Raw genomic sequence first — 17,763 nt, 5'->3', positions numbered from 1 at the left:
TCAGTAGTTCTCGTAGACCGTCTTCGTCGAGGTGAAGAAGTCGAGTCCGGCGTCGCCCTGCTCTCGGTACGTGTTCGTGGACGACTGCTTGTACCCGCCGAAGGGGACGTGCAGTTCGAGACCGGTCGTCTTCTCGTTGACCTTGGCGACGCCCGCCTCGACGTCCTCGACGAAGCGCTTCGCCTCGGTCATGTCCTGCGTGACGATGCTCGCCGAGAGGCCGTAGTCCACGTCGTTCGCGACTTCGACGCCCTCCTCGTAACCGGAGACCGGAATCACCGCGAGCACCGGTCCGAACACCTCCTCCTGCGCGATGCGCATCTCGGAGGTCACGTCCGAGAACACCGTCGGTTCGACGAAGTAGCCGTCGTCGTACCCGTCGCCGGTGAGGCGTTCGCCGCCGGTCTCCAGCGTCGCGCCGTCGGCGACGGCCACGTCGATGTACTCTAGCGTCCCGTCGAGTTCGCTCTCCGTGACGTGCGGGCCCATGTCGGCACCGGCGCTGCCGTCGCCGACGTCGAGCGACTCGGCGTAGTCGACGACAGCGTCAACGAACTCCTCGTAGATGTCCTCGTGGACGATGGCGCGGGAACAGGCGGTGCAGGCCTGGCCGGTGACGCCGAACGCTCCGGTCCCGACGATGTCGACCGCCGTCTCGAAGTCGCCGCTCGGCATCACGACGGTGGGGTTCTTCCCGCCCATCTCGCACTGGACGCGCTTGAGGCCGTCCGCCGCCTGTCGGGCGACGGTCGTCCCGACGGCCGTGCTGCCGGTGAACGACACCGCGTCGACGTCCTCGTGTCCGGCCAGCACCGACCCGACTTCGCTGCCCGGCCCGGTGACGTAGTTGGCGACGCCGGCCGGGAGGCCCGCCTCCTCGAGCGCTTCGAAGAGCGCGCGGGAGACGCCCGGCGCGGCCGACGCGGGCTTGAACGCGACGGTGTTACCCGTGGCGAGTGCGGGCGCGAGCTTCCACGCGGGAATGGCGATGGGGTAGTTCCACGGCGTGATGAGCGAGACGGTTCCGAGCGGTTCCGGCTTGGTGTACAGTTGTTTGTTCTCGGCGCTGGCGGATTTGACCGTGCCGCCGAGGTCGCGCGCCTTCTCCCCGTAGTACCGGAAGATGTCGATCGCGCGCTGTACTTCGCCGCCGGCCTCGGCGTGCGTCTTCCCCTCCTCGGCCGTGAGCAGTTCCGTCAGTTCGTCCGTCCGGGATTCGAGAACCGCGGACGTCTCGCTCAGCACCGCCCCTCGCTCCGGTGCGGGCGTCGATGCCCACTCGTCCTGCGCTTCGACCGCCGCTTCGATTGCGGCCTCGGCGTCTTCGCTCGCCGCCGATTGGTACGTCCCGACCACTTCGGTCGTGTCGGCCGGGTTCCGCACCTCGAACGTCTCGCCGGACTCCGACGCTATCCAGTCTCCGTCGATGTAGATATTGTACTCTGCGGACATGCGCGTCTATCTCTGTCCGTGCGAACCATACCAATGTTTTGGTGACGACGGCGACGGACCCGCGGTTCGGGGGCGACCGAACCCCAACCAATATATGCCGTCACTCCGTACCACACTAACAATGAGCTCAGTTAGTGACTCCGGCGAGTCCAACGGATGGGGTCGCCGACGGCACGGCGTAGTCGGGACGATTCGAAACTCGGTGACGCTCACCATCGCGGTGGTAGGGCTCCTCTTCATCCTCGGGGGGTACGCCATCAACACCGGAATCTGGGCGGCGATGCTGGCCGTCTGGGGGGCCGCGCTCTTCCTCTTCGGCGTCACCACGTACGGGATCATCTGGTGGCAGCGACGGTGACGCGCCGCCTCCGTCGCGTCCGGGGGACTCCCCCATCGCCCCGGGAAGTCTCGGTACCCGACTACCGGCGCTGAAGCTGCGAGATGTCGTGTTCTCCCGGTTCGCGGTGTAACGAGAGGTCGTCCAGCTTTCTGACGGTGAACTCGCCGAGGACGTTCACCTCGCACCCCTCTTCGAGGTGACCGCCGACCGTCCGTTCGCCGTTAAACGCGGTCACGTGGAGGTGCGGTTCGCCGTCGGCGACGATGCCGCCGACGTTCGTCACCTCCCACGACCCGTCGAGTCGCAGGTCGGCGTTCCGGTCGGCTTGGTCCTCCGGAAGGTCGGTCCGGTCGACGTAGTGGATGTTCAGGTTGCTGAACGTCCCGATGCCGGAGACGACGACGCCGGTATCGACGTCGTGGTCCTCGCAGGCGTCGGTGAGCGATTCGAGTGCCATGTCGCCGCGGTCGAGACGGACGAGTACGTGCCCGTCGTCGGATTCGAAGGTCTCCATTCCACGCTACCGTGCGACCCGGACGCGAATAAATCTTCACCCGGTCGGCGCGCCGCGCCGCGGAAACGGCGGACGCGACGGACGCAACGGACGCGACGGGGAGTCGGCCGCGCCGGCGAAGTACTATGTGGGACGCGAACGTCGTCACGCCCATGTCCGAACGACTCTCAGGGCGGGTAGCCGTCGTCACCGGCGGCGGGAACGGAATCGGCGCGGCGACGTGTCTGCGACTCGCGGAGGCCGGCGCATCGGTCGTCGCGGTTGACCGCGACGCGGAGGCCGCGGAGGCGACGGCGGAGGACGTCGAAACCGAGACGGGACGGCGCGCCGTCGCCGTCGCCGCGGACGTCGGCGAGGAGGCGCAGGTGAGGCGGATGGCCGAAACCGTCGACGCGGAGTTCGGCGGCGCGGACGTCCTCGTGAACAACGCCGCCGTCCGCGTCGAACCGCGCCCGGTGACGGAGGCCGACGAGGAGAGTTGGGACCGAATCGTCTCGGTGAACCTGAAGGGCGTCGCGTTCTGCTCGAAGCACGTCATCCCCCTCATGCGCGACGGCGGGGCCGTCGTCAACATTGCCTCGAACGGCGCCGCCGTCGCGCGTCCGAACTGGTCGCAGTACGACGCGACGAAGGGGGCGGTGGTCTCGATGACGAAGGACATGGCGTGCGACCACGCCGCCGACGGTATCAGGGTCAACGCCGTCTCCCCCGGCTGGGTCATCACGGAGTATCACCTCCCCGACGACGAGGACGAGGCGCGGCGCTTCTTCGAGGAGCGAACGACGCCGCACCCGGACGGTCCCGGCGTACTCAAGCGTGCGGCCGAACCGCGGGAAGTCGCCGACGTCATCTGCTTTCTCGCGTCCGAGGAAGCGTCGTTCGTCACCGGGGCGAACGTCCCCGTAGACGGCGGCGTCGCGGCCGTCGGCAAGGGGTTCTCGTGGGAGGCGTACGAGGAGTCGGCGACGGGCGACGACGCGGACTGAGGCGCCGACCCCGCCGATATCGGAATTACGCGTCCGCGAGGAGAGGACGGCGGCGAGTTATCCGCCGAGAGACGCCGCGACTAGTCGCTCTGGCTGTCCATCTCGTCCGTGATGGGTTCGCTGTGCCAGTACTCGTGGTTGTCGAGGGCGCGGAAGCAGGCCGCGCGGTGACTCTCCTCGTCCGACGCCTCGTAGGAGCCGGGTCGCTCGGACCGACAGACCTCCCGCGCCTCGGGACAGCGCGTGTGGTAGCGGCACCCGCTCGGGGGGTTCGTCGGGTCGGGGATGTCGATTTCGCGGATGGGCGAGTCGTCCACCTCGTCGGCCGACCCGTCGTGGTGGAGTTCGGGCGTCGCCCAGCGGAGCGCCTTCGTGTACGGGTGCTGGGGGTCGTGGATTATCTGCTCGGGCGGGCCGATTTCGACGAGCTCGCCGAGGTAGACGACGCCGATGCGACCGCCGGTCTTCTCGGCGATGTACCGCGCGTTCGCCAGGTCGTGACTGATGAACAGGTACGACGTGTCGAACATCTCCTGCAGCTGTATCATCAGGTCCATCATCTCGACGCGGAGCGACACGTCGAGCGCGCTCACCGGTTCGTCGGCGAGGATGAGGTCGGGGTTCATCAGCATCGCGCGGATGATGGCGACGCGTTGCTGTTCGCCCCCGCTCAGTTGGTGCGGGTAGCGCTCGAAGTAGTCCTCCGGCGGCGACATGCCCACGTGGTCGAGGAGGCCGAGGATGCGCTGCTTCCGGTCGTTTCCGTCCAGGTCGTCGTGCCACCGCTTGAGCGGTTCTTCGAGGCTCGTCTTGACGCGCCGGTGCGGGTTGAGCGAGCTACCGGGGTCCTGGTGGACTATCTGGAGCGACCGGCGTATCTCGCCCCACGACACGTCATGATTCCCGTTTCCGTCGTGGACGTCCCAGATGTCCGCGCCGCGGTACTTGATGCTCCCGCCGGTCGGTCGCTGGAGTCCGACGGCCGTCTTCCCGAGCGTCGTCTTCCCGCACCCCGACTCGCCGACGAGGACGACGGCGTCCTTCTCGTAGATGTCGAGCGAGATGCCGTCAACCGCTTTGACGGTTTCGGGGTCCGAGAAGATGTCGAAGAAGCCCTTCTCCTTCTCGAAGTGGACCTCCACATCGTCCAGCGACACCAGCGGTTCCGCTCCCGCGGCCCGCGTCGCCTTCGTCAGCGGCGCGACCGAACTCTCGGCGAACCCCTCGTCGGTCTGTTCGGTCATCGGAATCGCGTCCGCCGACTCCTCCCAGTGGTGGCAGTGGACGTGGTGGTCGTCGTCCACCGGGTACGGGCCGGGGTCGGTCGTCTCGCAGGTCCCGTCGGAGAGCGGACAGCGCGGGTGGAAGGAGCACCCGGCCGGGACGTTCACCGGGTCGGGAGCGCTCCCCTCGACCGGCCGCATCTCGTCGATGGACGACTCCAAGTTCGGCGTCGATTTCAGCAACAGCCGCGTGTACGGGTGCGCCGGGAACTCCAGAATCTCCTCGGTCGGTCCCAACTCGGCGATTTCGAACGCGTACAGGACCGCTATGCGGTCCGTCAGGTCCGCGATGAGCGGCAGGTCGTGCGTGATGAACACGATGGTCAGGTCGTACTCCGTCTGGATCTGCTGCAGGAGCGAGATGATAGAGCGCTGCATCAGGAGGTCCAGCGCCGCCGTCGGCTCGTCCATCACCAGCACCTCGGGTTCGAGGATGAGCGACAGGGCGATGAGCGCTCGCTGTTTCATCCCGCCGGACAGTTCGTGCGGGTAGGAGTCGAGCACCCGTTCGGGGTCGAGGTACAGGTCGCTGAGCAACCGATGTGCGCGCTCCACCCCCTCTTCGACGTTGTAGTCGTGCGCGGTCAGCGTCTCGACGAAGTGGGTTCGTATCTTCCGGACGGGGTTGAACGAGCTCATCGCGCCCTGGAACACCATCGACACCTCCTCCCAGCGGAACTCCTTGAGCCCCTGTTTGTCGAGGTCCAGAACGTCCACCGGCGCGCCGTCGTTCGGGTAGTAGGTGACGTCGCCCGTGAGGACGCCGGGGTCGACGATGGCGTCCAACAGGGCGGACGCGAGCATCGACTTCCCGGACCCCGACTCGCCGACGACGCCGAGGACCTCGTTGCGCCGGACGTCCAAATCGACGCTGTCGAGCACGCGCGAGTCGCCCCGTTCCATGTCGAACGAGACGGACGCGTCCTCTATCTCGATGATCGTCTCTCGGTGCAGCGTATCGCGGTCGTACTCCGTCTGTGAAACCGTCATGGATTAGATTCCTCCTCCGCCCATGTTCGCTAAGTTGGGCCTCTTTCCGTCGTCCTCTTCGTCTTCGTCCGCCGCGCCGGAGACGCTCTCGTGGCGCGCCCGGACGCGGGGGTTGAACACCCGGTCGAGCGACTGGCCGAGCAGTATCAGCCCGACCGAGATGAACACGATGGCGACCATCGGCACGACGAACCAGTGCAGGGCCTGCGGCCGGTAGTGCGCTCCCCCCCTGTACGCCAGGTTGAGCGTCACCCCCCAGTTGAGGTTCCTGAACGGGAGGACGCCGAGGTAGTACAGCGCGGCCGCCTCGAAGATGACCCGCCGAGCGGCGTTGGTCAGGTTGATGACGACGAACGGCATCAGGTGCGGCACGATCTCCTTGAACACTATCTTCGGCGTCGGGACGCCGATGGCGCGCGCGGCCTCAACGAACGACTCCTGCCGGAGCGTCAGCACCTGCGACCGAATCGCCCTCGCCAGCCCGCCCCACGACGCGACGCAGAGCAGAATCCCGATGATGTACGGGTTGCCGCTGATGGGCAGAAGCAACGCCAGCACCATCACCAGCGGGAAGCCGGGGATGTTGATGAACACGTCGGTGATGGAGCTCAGCACCGTGTCGGTCGTGCCGCCCTTGTACCCGGCGAGAGCGCCGACCGTCGTCCCGACGACCACGGTGAAGATGGCGCCGGACGCGATCATCTTCAGCATCTCTTGGGTCGCGTGGACGGTCTGGGCGAACAGGTCGCGGCCCATGTCGTCCGTCCCCAGCGGATACGCCCAGTTCTCGAACGGTTGCGCGAGGGCCGGCCCTTCGGCGACGACGACCGGTTCCACCACCGCCGTCCCGACGGTACCCATCAGCACGTAGATGAGGACGATGGTGAACCCGATGCGGGCCCGCCAATCGCGCCAGACGATGGAGAGGGGCGCGTACACGTACGCGTCGTACAGTTTCTCGTAGCGCTCGCGGCGCGTCTCGTCGTACTGCGAGACGACGTCGAACGGCGAGTTGACGTTGCCGCCGTCGGTTCGCGCCGCGCCGTCGGATTCGCTCGACTGTTCGTCTTCGTTCCAGATGTCGTCGATAGTGTGATCGGTCATCGTTGTATCCCCTTCTTCTCGGGCAGACGGTTCACGCGTCCCGCCGACGGGTTCCGCGGGCGGCCGCCCGAACGCTCAGTACGATTCACTGTTCTGTCCTCCCGCGCGCGGGTCCACGAGCCCGTACGTCATGTCGGCGATGAACAGTGCGGTCACGACGGCGACGGTGATGAGGACGAACCCCCCCATCATCAGCGGGTAGTCCCGCTGGTACATCGCCGACAGCAGGTAGTAGCCGAGTCCGCGGTACTGGAACACCTGCTCCAGCACGACCGACCCGCCGAACATTTCGCCGATGCTGATGAGGAACGACGTGTACATCGGCAGGACGGCGTTTCGCGCGACGTACTGCGTCGAAATCGTCACGTCGGAGAGCCCTCGGAGGCGGGCGACGCGGAGGTAGTCCGAACCGAGGACGCGGATGCTGTTCCCGCGCATACCGAGCGACGCGACGCCCGACGCGACGAGCATCGAGACGACGGGAAGCGTGGCGTGCTCGACGATTCCCTTGATGAACGGCCAGTTGAACCCGGCCGGGACGCCAGTCGGCGCGCGACCGCTCGTCGGGAACCAGTTCAGCCGGTACGCGAGGAATATCAGGAGGAGGAACGCCAGCACGTAGTACGGGATAGACCCCATCAGGATGGCCCACGAGGTGAGGCCGACGTCCAGCTTTCCGCCCTCCCAGTACGCCATCAGGGCCCCGACGACGATCCCGATGAAGAAGCTGATGAAGAGCGACCAGCTGAGAACGAACAGCGTCCACGGCATGGCCTGCGCGAGAATCTCGGCCACCGGTTGCGCGTAGTACGTCGATTGACCCAAGTTCCCCGAGAGTATGTCCATCACGTAATCGACGTATGCGACTGGAATCGGTTCCGTCGGATCGACGCCCAACCGAAGCTCGACGAGCTGTCGGGCGCGAACCGGGTCTACCCCTTGTTGTTCTAGCTGTCTGACCATCGCTCCCATCGGGTTCCCGGGCATCAGTCGCACCAGGACGAACGAGAGGGTCGTGACAGCCCACACTGTAAAGACAGTTTGTCCCAACCGCCGTACACGCCAGTCCATTGAGGCCATGGTATGCTTACGCATAGGGTTGATTTACCATCCTAATTAATGTTACCCATCGTTCGGGTACGACCGGTCGAATACCTAACTAGAGGCGAGTCGGCGGCGCGAACGGGCGGACGGAACCGCGGAGTCCGGGGAGTCCTCTCGTTCGCATCGTCGCTATCGCCGAGCGTCCGGAGAGCGCCGTCGAGCCCGCCCGTCGGGGAGAACCCGTCACTCGAAGGGGTCCCACTCGGTGTATATCAGCACGACGCTCGCGAGGAAGGTGAGGACTATCGGGATGAGGGTGAGCTGAGCCATGACGTACGACCGAGAACCGGGGTCGAGGTAGAGGAACGAGAACCCCAACAGGAGCAAGAAGAGCACGTCGATGCCGAGCACCGTCCGGGAGGCGGATTGTAGTATCCCCATACGCCAAGGAACGGTCCGAACGTAATAAACGTTCAGCACGTTTCGGGGCGTTCGACGCGACGCCGAACGGGCCGGACGGCGGACGACAGAGGCTGACCGCTCAGTCGCCCACGTAGCGGAGCGACCCGTCTTTCATCTTCGGCGCGATGTAGAGCGCGTCGTCGACGCCGTTCAGGATGCCGTCCCTGACGTCCATCTCCCAGTTCGCGGAGTTGTACGCGCCGGCGTCCGGTTGGTACATCATCTCCGCTTCGGGGAGCGTCTGGTTCCACCACCACATCAGCTCCTTGTGGTACTTGGAGTCGCCCGTCTGCTGCCACTTTTTGATGTGCTCTTCGACGTTGATGGTCTTCGTCCCGCTACCGCCCTCGGGGTCGCCGACCGGCATCGGGACCTCCCGTTCGGGCTTGTAGTGGGTTATCGACTGGACCCAGTCCGCGATGAGGCCGATCGACCAGAGCGCCGTGACGCCGTTCGCGGAGGATCCGTCGGGCATGATGTCGTACTCGCCGTTCATCCGCCGTTCGTCGAACGTCGCGTCGTCGACCTGCTGTTGTCTCACCTCGATGCCGAACTCGGTGAGGTTCCGCTTTAGCACCGAGATATCGGGGCGGTCCGCGCCGTTCATGATGTTGAGGGTGAACTTCTTGCCGTCGGGCGTCATCCACGTTCCGTTCTCCTTCGAGTACCCCTCCTGTTCGAGGAGCTCCGTGGCGCGTTCGGTGTTGTTCTGGCCGTACAGCGTGAAGTCCTTGACCCACTCGGTGGACTCGTGGTTGCCCGCTTTGAGCACCTTGCCGGGGACGCGGCAGGGGGCCCACTCGAACATCCGGTTGACGCCTTGAAGCAGCGATTTGACCTGCTGGCGGTTGAAGACGTGAGCGACGGCCTTCCGGACGTTGGGGCTCTTGAACGGCGTGTCGTAGCCCTCGACGTTGTGCCCGCAGTTGAACGCGAAGAGCTTGTTGCTCGAACGGCCCTCGCGGAACAGTTTGTGACCCTTCGGCAGTTGCTTCTTCAGGTCGTCCTGAACCGGGAAGCCCTTGTGGGCGGCGTCAACCTGCCCCGTCGAGTACGGCTGGGTGGGCTTGTTGGTGGAGAACAGGTTGAGGGAGAACTCCTCGAAGTTGATGTTGTCCGAGTGCGGGTGGTCCTCGTACTTCGTCATCACGACGATGTCGTCGCCGACCTCGGAGATCTGGAACGGTCCGTGTCCGATGGGATTGTCGGTGATCTTCGGGTACTTCGTCGTCGTTATCTCCTCGATGACGGTCGACTTCTCGTCCTCCGACCCGTTCATCAGCTTGTCGTGCCACTCGCTCCACTGGTCGTCGTCGTGTTTGGTGAACACGCCGCGGGCGAGGTTGCCGTTGTAGATGCCGATGGTGTTCTGGACGGCGAATATCTCCGACAGCGGGTCGTTCAGCTTGATCCGGATGTGCTGGTCGTCCACCGCCTCGACGGAGTTGACGAGCGGGTCCGACTCCCCCTCGCCGGCGGCTTGGATGGCCAGTTCGATCTGCTGTTGCATCACCCAGTCCTGGGCGACGAACTGATCGCCGTTGTGCCACGTCCACTTGTCGCTTATCGTGACCTCCAGCGTGGTCTCGTCGCTCATCTTCCACGACTCGGCCATGAGCGGGTAGGCCTCGTTCTTCGTCGGACTGTACACGGCGAGGCGGTCGAAGACCGCAGCGCCCGGGTGCCAACAGCCCGTCTGGGAGGGGTTCCACGGATTGAAGTGCCGTTCGGTCGGCGTCGCCCCGCTCGTCAGCGGGTCGAACACCCGGAAGCGCTTCCCCGACGACTGACCGGTCCCGGCCTCGTTCCCGGCGGCCGTGCCGCCGCCGCCGCCACCGCCTCCGCCGGGCGCGGGAGTCGTGTTCTGGTTGGAACAACCGGCGAGCAGCGCCGCACCGCCGACTGTCCCCATCTTCAGAAAGCTCCGTCTACTGCTCATATCGCTCCGCCAGTCACTAGAGTCTGGCATGGTATGACAATGCGAGTTGTCCCATAAATATCTAACTATTGTTAATGCTATTGGGAGATGTGGAGCCGAAACCCGCCTTACCGCCTCCGAGAGCGACTTTCGTCCGACGCGAGGCGGAGTCGTTCGCTCCACCGGGGACTTCCGCCGTGCGCCTCCCTGCGTGCGTCGCGTCGGACGCGGGCGGTGATCATCGTCTCGTCGTCTTACCGCCCGGACCGTCTCGTTTCGAGCAGTCGCACTCGGGGAGGCTCAACGCCCCGTTTAGTACGGTGGCCATACCTTTCAGGTGGAGATTGTTCGGTAGAGGGGAACAGACGGGGCCGATGCTCCGGTGCCGGTAGCGATGCTATAACATATGGTAACGAACATCACGCGAGGCGGCGCGGACGGGCGAGACGTTACAGGCATACTGCTGTGAGGGCGAGGAGCAGTCGAAACTGCCGAGACGGAGGTCCCGAAACACGGGTGTCGGTAACGCATACCGGTGTTATGGGAGGCCGACAACCGGCAACTACAGTCCAGATATCTTCCACCTGAGGCTCTGACAAACCCGTGTTCGGCAGAGAGAAACGCGACGTACGTCTCCGAATCGGCGAGAGCGGTTCGAACACGGAACCGCACCCTCCGTCCATCGATTCCGTGGCGTTCGGCGGAAGAACGCGTCGATTCGGCGGAGACCGCCTCTCTAAACCGCCCGGGACGGGTTCTCCCCTTGGGAACGAACGGCGTCGGTACGGACGGCGTCGGTACGAGCGTCGATTTCGGACGCGGACCGTGCGCGGAGGAACGCGGATTCGGACGACGGCGCTTATTCGACGACGACGTCAGTTGCGGTGTCGTCCGTCTCGACCCGTTCTTCGAGGCCGGCGTCGTTCCCCGAGAGCGATATCAGGCGCGTCTCCGGACCGCTCGCACGCAGGAACGCGCCGTCCGAGGCGGGGGCGCGACACCCGTGGACGCGGGTCGTCCCGACGTCTTTCACCGTCACGACGGAGTCTCGATTCTCGCCGCGGAACCGAAGTCCGTCGAGTTCGACCGACTCGACTTCCTCGAAGGCCATCGCGGGACTCTCCGGCGTCCGTATCTCGACGTTCCGGAACGAGACGTCGCCGAGCGACTTGCAGAAGAACGTGTGCGACGCGTCGTAGTTCTCGGCCATCGCGGGGGAGATATCCGTGGCGTCCAGCGGTCGGGTGGCGTCGATCCGCACGTTCGAGAAGGAGATCCCCTCGAACGACCGTTCGGGGAGTCCCGCGAAGAACCCGGCGTAGGACACCTCGCGGGCCGTGACGTCGGAGAAGTGGACGTTCCTCACCATCGGCGTCCCGTCGTCTACGGGGACCGGGTCGCTGTCGATGTCCGTGAAGTAGTAGCCGTTGACGACGAACGGACACGCGACGCGCCGCATGACGATGTTGTCGAAGTGCAGGTCCTCCACGACGCCGCCGCGGCCGCGTTGGGTCTTGATGCGCACGCCGCGGTCGGTGCCCGTGAAGGTGCAGTTGCTGACCGCCACGTCGCGCACGTCGCCCGACATCTCGCTTCCGATGACGACGCCCCCGTGACCCGCCTCCACCGTGCAGTTGGTGACGGTTATCTGCGCCGCCGGCCGGCCGACCGCTCTCCCCTCCTCGTCCTTCCCCGACTTGATGCAGATGGCGTCGTCGCCGGCGTTGATGTACGTGTCGCTGATTCGGACGAAGCGCGAGGAGTCGATGTCGATACCGTCACCGTTCGGCGCATTCTCGGGGTTCTCGACGTTCACATCGTGGAGCGTGACGTTCTCGGAGTAGACGACGTGGGTGTTCCAGAAGGGGGAGTTCCGGAGCGTGACGCCCGAGACGGTGACGTTCTTCGACTCCGAAATCTGAAACAGCGGCGGTCGGAGGGTGAAGCTGCTCACGTCGTCCCGCTTCTCGTTTCGCGCCTCGAACTCGGCTAACCGCTCCGCGAGTCCGTCGGGGTACTCCGGCTCCGGCGCGTCGTAGAACTCCCACCAGTAGTCGCCCTGTCCGTCGATGGTCCCGCGGCCGGTGACCGCGACGTTCTCGGCGTCGCGGACGAACAGGCAGGGGTGGAAGCCGACCTGGTTCCACCCCTCCCACCGGCTCTCGACGGTCGGAAACGCCGAGTAGTCCCGCGCGAACCGGAGCGTCGCGCCCGCGTCGAGGTGGAGCGTGGTGTCGTCGCCGACGCGGAGCGGTGCCGTGCGGTACGTCCCGGGCGGGACGTGCACCGTCCCGCCGGTTTCGGCGCAGTCGTCGAGTGCGCCCTGTATCGCCTCGGTGTCGAGTTCGGTACCGTCGCCCGCGGCGCCGTACTCGCGGACGTCGAACGAGAACGTGTCTGACTCGGACATCAGTCGATGATTTCGGAGTGCAGACATAAACGTTGCGTCGGAAAAAGGAGGCACGGACCGCCGGACGTCCGAACGCGCCGTCCGGCCGCGGTGCGGTCAGACCGGCAGTTCGTCGAGTTCGACGCGTCGGTGCTCGTCCCACGACCGGTGGCTCGCCTCCGTGAGTTGGACCCCCCTCGCTCCGCTTCGGAAGTCCCACGGGAACGGTTCGTCGGCGACGACGTGGCGGATGAACTCCGCCCACTGCCGCTTGAACGCGTTCTCGAACTCCTGGTTGTCGGGCACCCGTTCCCAGTCGTCGGTGAAGTCGTGTTCGGTCGGCGTGTCGGGGTTCCATTCCGGTTTCGGCGTGTTCGCGTGATGCTGGGTCTTGCACTCTCGAAGCCCGGCGACGGCGCTTCCCTCCGTCCCGTCGACCTGGATTTCGAGCAGGTCGTCGCGGTTGACCCGCACCGTCCACGAGGAGTTTATCTGCGCGACGACGTCGTCTTCGAGTTCGAGGATGGCGTAGGCCGCGTCCTCGGCCGTCGCCTCGTACTCGTTGCCCCGTTCGTCCACGCGGCGGGGGACGTGCGTCTTCCCGAGGCAGGTGACCGACTCGACTCGGCCGAAGAGGCTCTCCAGCACGTAGCTCCAGTGGGAGAACATGTCGTCGATGATCCCGCCGCCATCCTCCGCGCGGTAGTTCCACGACGGACGCTGCGCGGGTTGGTCGTGCCCGGTGAACACCCAATACCCGAAGTCGATGTCCACGGAGAGCACCTCGCCGAAGAACCCCTGATCGAGCAGTCGTCGGAGTTTCAGCAGTCCGGGGAGCCACAGCTTGTCCTGCACTATCCCGTGTTTGACGCCGCTCCGCTCGGCGGCGTGAGCGACTTCGAGGGCGGTGTCTAAATCCGTGCCGAGGGGCTTCTCGCAGTACACGTCCTTCCCGGCCTCGATGGCCTTCAGGAGCGCTTCCGGTCGTCGCGGCGTGACCTGCGAGTCGAAGTAAATCTCGTCGTCGCCCTCCAAGCAGGATTCGAGGTCGGGGTCGGCGGTCCAGCGCTCGACGCCGTGTTCCTCGCTCAACTCCCGCAGTTTGCGCTCGTTCCGGCCGACCAACATCGGATCCGGAATCACTCGCTCCCCGCTCGGTAGCTCCACCCCGCCTTCGTCCCGGAGCGCCAATATCGACCGAATGAGGTGTTGGTTCGTTCCCATCCGTCCCGTTACGCCGTTCATGACGATACCTATCTCTCGCATTGTCGTGTCACGCCGTTACAGTGTAGAGATAAATAGCGTTGGGGTTACGGTAACCGACGCCACGTCGGTCGGCTTCGTCCGATTCGCCGGGCGTCTCGTACGACGCGCGACGGGGTTACCGCTCGACCGCTTCCGTGTGGCCGGCCAACCACTCGCCGAAGCCGTCCGTCGGGACGTCCAGTTGGCGGGTCACCGGACCGAAGTCCGGGTAGCCGCCGACTTCGTCCTCCTGGTCGATGACTTCGCCCTCCTTGGCTTTCGTCTGCTGAACGATGGACTCGTCGTAGGAGATGCGTCGCGCGGGGCGAGCGCTGACGGCGTTCAGAACGTTGGCGAACGTCCCCTTCGGAGCGTCGAACCCCGACGGCAGGACGGGCGGTTCGTCGGCGACGACGAGTCGTTCGTCCGGATTCTCCGAGAGCATCTCGACGGGCCCCTGCGTCACGTTCTCCTTGAGGTACACGAGCGCCTTCAGGACGTCGTCCTCCTGATTGAGTCCGACGACGGGGTCGTCGAGGGGCGTGTTGTCGCCCGGGCGGTAGACGTTGCGGATGAGGCTGACCTGCGTCGGGAACTCCTCGCCTGCGTTGGACTCGGCGTCGTCACCCAGTCGAACGGCCGTGTCGTAGTTGTAGACGACGTTGTTCGCGACGATGCTCCGAGTGCCGCCTTTCAGACGCGGGTTCCGGTCGTTGTTGTGGGCGTAGAGGTTCCCGAGGATGGCCATCCCCTCGGTATCGTGGCCGACGAGGCTCCCGTTCGAGTGCTCGTCGCCGTCAGGGTGGAGATTCGGCGCCGCGAGGCCGTGGGCGATGAGGTTGTTGCTGAAGGTGATGTCCGACGCGGTGTCGCCGCAGGAGAGGTTCTCGTCCGTCCCCCACGTGGCGGTGCAGTGGTCCACGATGACGTTCTTCGACTCGTCGGCGATGGTTATCGAGTCCGCGGCGTCTCCCTCGCCGCTCGCGCCCGGGGCGGTCTGCGTCCCGGCCCGCGACCTGATGTGCTGGACGACGACGTTCTCGCCGTCGATCTCGAACGTCCCCTTTATCAGCGTGATTCCCGGACCCGGCGCGGTCTGCCCCGCGACGAACATGTTGTTCGCCTCAGGGTCGAGCTCGCCGCTCGCCTCCGAGAGGTCGATCACGCCGCCGACCTCGAAGACGACGATGCGCCCGTCCCCTTCGACGTCGCGTTCCATCGCGTGTTTGAACGACCCCTCGCCGGTCGCATCGAGGTTCGTCACTTTCACCACAGAGAGGTCGGTCCCGGCGGTCCAGTCCGTGTCGGCGAACCCGTCTACCGGGTCTATCGGCGAGCTGGGTGAGACCGTCCCGAGCGGTTCGCCGGGCGTTACGACCGTCTCGCTCGAATCCGCGGCCGCGGTGCCGGTCAGCGCCGATCCCACGACGAGACCGCCCGTCAACGCGAGTGCACCCCGCCGGCTGATTGTCCGTCCTACGCTGTCGCTCCGTTCGCCGTGTTGCGTGCTGTCTTGCGACATGCAGCCGAAATACATCCCGTCGTTACATATACATAACGATTAATGTAACTGAAAATGGTCGGGTGAGGGAAGATATCTAGATGCGAGTAAACGTTCGCGGTCGGAAGGGGGACTGTCGAACTCCCGACCGAACGGTCGCCGGGACGAGGCGCTCAGAGGTTCCGTTCGAGGAACGGCCAGACGCCGGCTTCGTAGAACCGGTGGCCGCCCTCGCCGACGTACAGGCTGCACCTTTCCTCCGCCTCCGCACCTCGGTAGATTTCGCGGATGCGGTCGAACGCGCGTCTCGTCCCCTCCTCCGGGAAGATGGGGTCGCGGTCGCCCCCGACGACGCGAAGCGGTCGCGGCGCGATGAGGCCCGCGACGTCCCCGATTTCGCCGAGTCGCCGGACGCCCGGCACGTAGTTACAGAGGCAGTGGTCTATCGAAACGATGGAGCGGTCGAACGAACTGACCGACGCGCAGGGGGCGGCGGGGGCGAGTCGTTCGTCGAGTGCGGCCGCGAACAGCGCCACTATCCCGCCGCCGGAGTGACCGGTGACCGCCACCCGGTCGCCGTCGAGTTCAGGGCGGCGTTCGACGAACTCGACGAGTCGAAGCGCGTCCCAGACCCGTTCTCCGACCAACGACCGGCCGACGAGTTGGGCGGTCTTCTGCCACCGGGTGCACGGCCGTAACTCGTCCGCCGACTCGTCCTCCCCGTCTCCCGCGTGCGTCGCGAGTTCCCCGAACGCGCGCATGTCGGGGGCGAACGCCGCGAAACCGCGTTCGACCGCCTGCCGCGCGATGTCCCGCCGCTCCTCCGAGACGCGCCGCCGGTCGGCGTCGCTCTCGACGACGCCGGCGGCGAGGTCCTTTCCGCTCTGGGCGTGGCCGTGGAGGGCGAGAACGACGGGGTACGGCGGGTCGGTCGAACTCGGAAGGAGCAGGTGAAACGGGACGCGGAACCCGCGCTCCGTCTCGACGCTCCACGTCTGTCGCTCGTAGTCCGCGTCCGTCCCCGTCACCTCCGACGTCCCGCGTCGCCGCGGGTCGAGGTCCGCGACCCCGTTGTCGCGTATCACCGGGAAGCCGAGGACGTCGCGCAACTGGTCGCGGAACGTCTTCTGCCACGCGGTGAACGCTATCCCGGTCTCTCCGCCGTACGTGCACACCCGCGTGGTGTTCTCGGAGACGTGGTCCGTCCACTCGCCGTAGTCGAACTCGAACTGCTGATCGGCCATCGTTGTAGACGAACGTTGCGAGCCGCCGATAAATCAGTATCGACGAACCGGGCGGCGCGAAGCGAGAGAGAGCGCTCGACCGCTTACTGGAAGACGTCGGCGGCGAACGGGTAGAGGTCCGCAACCGCGACGCGTTCGTTCCGGCGGCCGGACTCGTAGGCTGCCATCGTGACGATGAGCGCCTTGAGTCCGTCGCGGGCGGTGGCCGGCGGGGCCTCGCCCGTCTCTATCGCGTCGAGGAAGGCGGTTCCCTTGCTCAGTCGTCGGTCGTAACCGTGATACGGGCTCTTTTCGGTCCCCTCGGCGTCGATGACGAAGCCGGTTCGGTCGTCCCACTCTCGACCTTCGAGGTAGACCGCCCCCTCCTCGTCCCAGACGTGGACGTGTTCGCGCGTTCGGGCGACGACGCCGGTGTCGGAGACGTTCGCCACCGCGCCCTCCTCGAACTCGACGGTGGTCGAAGACTGGCGGTCGAACACCTCCTCGTCGTCGTGGAAATCAATGGACGCGTAGACGTGCGTCGGGGTGAGGCCGGTCGTCCACAGGATCGCATCGACGATGTGCGTCCCGACGTTCAGGAGGTGGCCGCCGCCGCTCAGGTGGGGGTCCATCCGCCAGTCGTCCATCTCCTCGTAGTACGACCGCCAGTCGTGCGTTATCTCCCCGGTGACGAACCTCGGCTCCCTGTCGCCCAACGCCCACCGCTTCCGGGCGAGTTCGTACGCCGGATTCAGATGCCGCTGGTAGCCGATCATCACCGTCCGATCGCTCGATTCGGCCCGCTGCATGACCTCGTACCCGTCCTCGACGCTCGTCGCCAGCGGTTTCTCGCAGAGGACGTGCAGGTCGCGGTCGAGTGCGGCCGTGGTCTGCTCGTAGTGGAGTCCGTTGGGGGTCGCTATCGCCACCGCGTCCAACGCCTCCGAATCGAGCATCTCCTCGTACGATTCGTACCGGGAGGACTCCGACACGTCGAGTTCGCGCCCGGCGGCCGCGAGTCCGTCGCTATCGACGTCCGAAAGCGCGACGAGGTTCGAGCGGGGGAGTTCGACGAACTGTCGGCCGAGTCTCCGTCCGAGACTCCCGACGCCGACGAGTCCGACCGCGACGGCGGAAGATTCGGTCTGGCTTTTCATTGTAACGGTTACCTATACAGAAATCCGACCAATAACTGTTTTGCCGCATCGAGTCGCTCGCCTCCGGTTGTCGCCTCGGCCTCAGTCACGGCGGAATCGCCGTCGAATCGGAGCGACTCCGACCGCTCGTTTCCGTCTCTCCCTCCAAAGATTTT

At 65.7% G+C, this 17,763-nt stretch carries 14 protein-coding genes; 2 read left to right on the top strand and 12 right to left on the bottom strand.

The annotated features are described in order from the left end of the window. The gene (gene xacF / locus ACZ522_RS02715; RefSeq protein ID WP_379695092.1) at window positions 1–1,452 is read right to left on the bottom strand and encodes a 2,5-dioxovalerate dehydrogenase; all 1,452 of its coding nucleotides are present in this window, start codon (window positions 1,450–1,452) and stop codon (window positions 1–3) included. 121 nt (window positions 1,453–1,573) lie between these two features. Here xacF and ACZ522_RS02710 point away from each other — a divergent pair, with 121 nt between their 5' ends. Further along, the gene (locus ACZ522_RS02710) at window positions 1,574–1,810 is read left to right on the top strand and encodes a hypothetical protein (RefSeq protein WP_379695094.1); all 237 of its coding nucleotides are present in this window, start codon (window positions 1,574–1,576) and stop codon (window positions 1,808–1,810) included. 61 nt (window positions 1,811–1,871) lie between these two features. Here the strand turns inward: ACZ522_RS02710 and ACZ522_RS02705 are convergent, their stop codons facing one another. Further along, window positions 1,872–2,306 carry a PPC domain-containing DNA-binding protein gene (locus ACZ522_RS02705; protein ID WP_379695096.1) on the bottom strand — a complete coding sequence of 145 codons (435 nt, stop codon included), beginning with the start codon at window positions 2,304–2,306 and terminating at the stop codon, window positions 1,872–1,874. A 152-nt stretch (window positions 2,307–2,458) separates the two neighbouring features. On the opposite strand from ACZ522_RS02705, the gene ACZ522_RS02700 reads away from it, so the two are divergent. Continuing rightward, complete coding sequence (locus ACZ522_RS02700; protein ID WP_379695098.1) at window positions 2,459–3,292, top strand: SDR family NAD(P)-dependent oxidoreductase; 834 nt, start codon at window positions 2,459–2,461, stop codon at window positions 3,290–3,292. An 80-nt stretch (window positions 3,293–3,372) separates the two neighbouring features. Here the strand turns inward: ACZ522_RS02700 and ACZ522_RS02695 are convergent, their stop codons facing one another. From ACZ522_RS02695 to ACZ522_RS02650, 10 genes are all read right to left on the bottom strand, one after another. Next, on the bottom strand, window positions 3,373–5,565 hold the full coding sequence (locus tag ACZ522_RS02695; protein ID WP_379695100.1) for an ABC transporter ATP-binding protein: 2,193 nt from the start codon (window positions 5,563–5,565) through the stop codon (window positions 3,373–3,375). 3 nt (window positions 5,566–5,568) lie between these two features. After that, window positions 5,569–6,669: an ABC transporter permease gene (locus ACZ522_RS02690; protein ID WP_379695102.1), complete on the bottom strand. Its 1,101-nt coding sequence runs from the start codon at window positions 6,667–6,669 to the stop codon at window positions 5,569–5,571. 75 nt (window positions 6,670–6,744) lie between these two features. After that, on the bottom strand, window positions 6,745–7,740 hold the full coding sequence (locus ACZ522_RS02685; RefSeq protein WP_379695239.1) for an ABC transporter permease: 996 nt from the start codon (window positions 7,738–7,740) through the stop codon (window positions 6,745–6,747). 216 nt (window positions 7,741–7,956) lie between these two features. Continuing rightward, window positions 7,957–8,154 (bottom strand): hypothetical protein, encoded by a 198-nt coding sequence (locus ACZ522_RS02680; protein ID WP_379695104.1) that lies wholly within the window; start codon window positions 8,152–8,154, stop codon window positions 7,957–7,959. A gap of 100 nt (window positions 8,155–8,254) precedes the next feature. Continuing rightward, window positions 8,255–10,144, bottom strand: a complete 1,890-nt coding sequence (locus ACZ522_RS02675; RefSeq protein ID WP_379695107.1) for an ABC transporter substrate-binding protein — start codon at window positions 10,142–10,144, stop codon at window positions 8,255–8,257. A gap of 808 nt (window positions 10,145–10,952) precedes the next feature. After that, a complete protein-coding gene (locus ACZ522_RS02670; protein WP_379695109.1) occupies window positions 10,953–12,503 on the bottom strand; it encodes a glycoside hydrolase family 28 protein in 1,551 nt (516 codons plus the stop codon). A gap of 96 nt (window positions 12,504–12,599) precedes the next feature. Further along, window positions 12,600–13,748 (bottom strand): Gfo/Idh/MocA family protein, encoded by a 1,149-nt coding sequence (locus ACZ522_RS02665; RefSeq protein ID WP_379695111.1) that lies wholly within the window; start codon window positions 13,746–13,748, stop codon window positions 12,600–12,602. Window positions 13,749–13,863: 115 nt separating this feature from the next. Beyond that, window positions 13,864–15,249, bottom strand: coding sequence for a pectate lyase (locus ACZ522_RS02660; RefSeq protein WP_379695113.1), 1,386 nt, complete (start codon window positions 15,247–15,249; stop codon window positions 13,864–13,866). Between the two features lie 152 nt (window positions 15,250–15,401). After that, complete coding sequence (locus ACZ522_RS02655) at window positions 15,402–16,472, bottom strand: alpha/beta hydrolase family protein (RefSeq protein WP_379695115.1); 1,071 nt, start codon at window positions 16,470–16,472, stop codon at window positions 15,402–15,404. 83 nt (window positions 16,473–16,555) lie between these two features. After that, the gene (locus ACZ522_RS02650) at window positions 16,556–17,608 is read right to left on the bottom strand and encodes a Gfo/Idh/MocA family protein (protein ID WP_379695117.1); all 1,053 of its coding nucleotides are present in this window, start codon (window positions 17,606–17,608) and stop codon (window positions 16,556–16,558) included. Between the last annotated feature and the right edge of the window lie 155 nt (window positions 17,609–17,763).

Source organism: Halopelagius fulvigenes (assembly GCF_055398025.1).
This window is presented reverse-complemented; position numbering and strand designations above follow the sequence as displayed.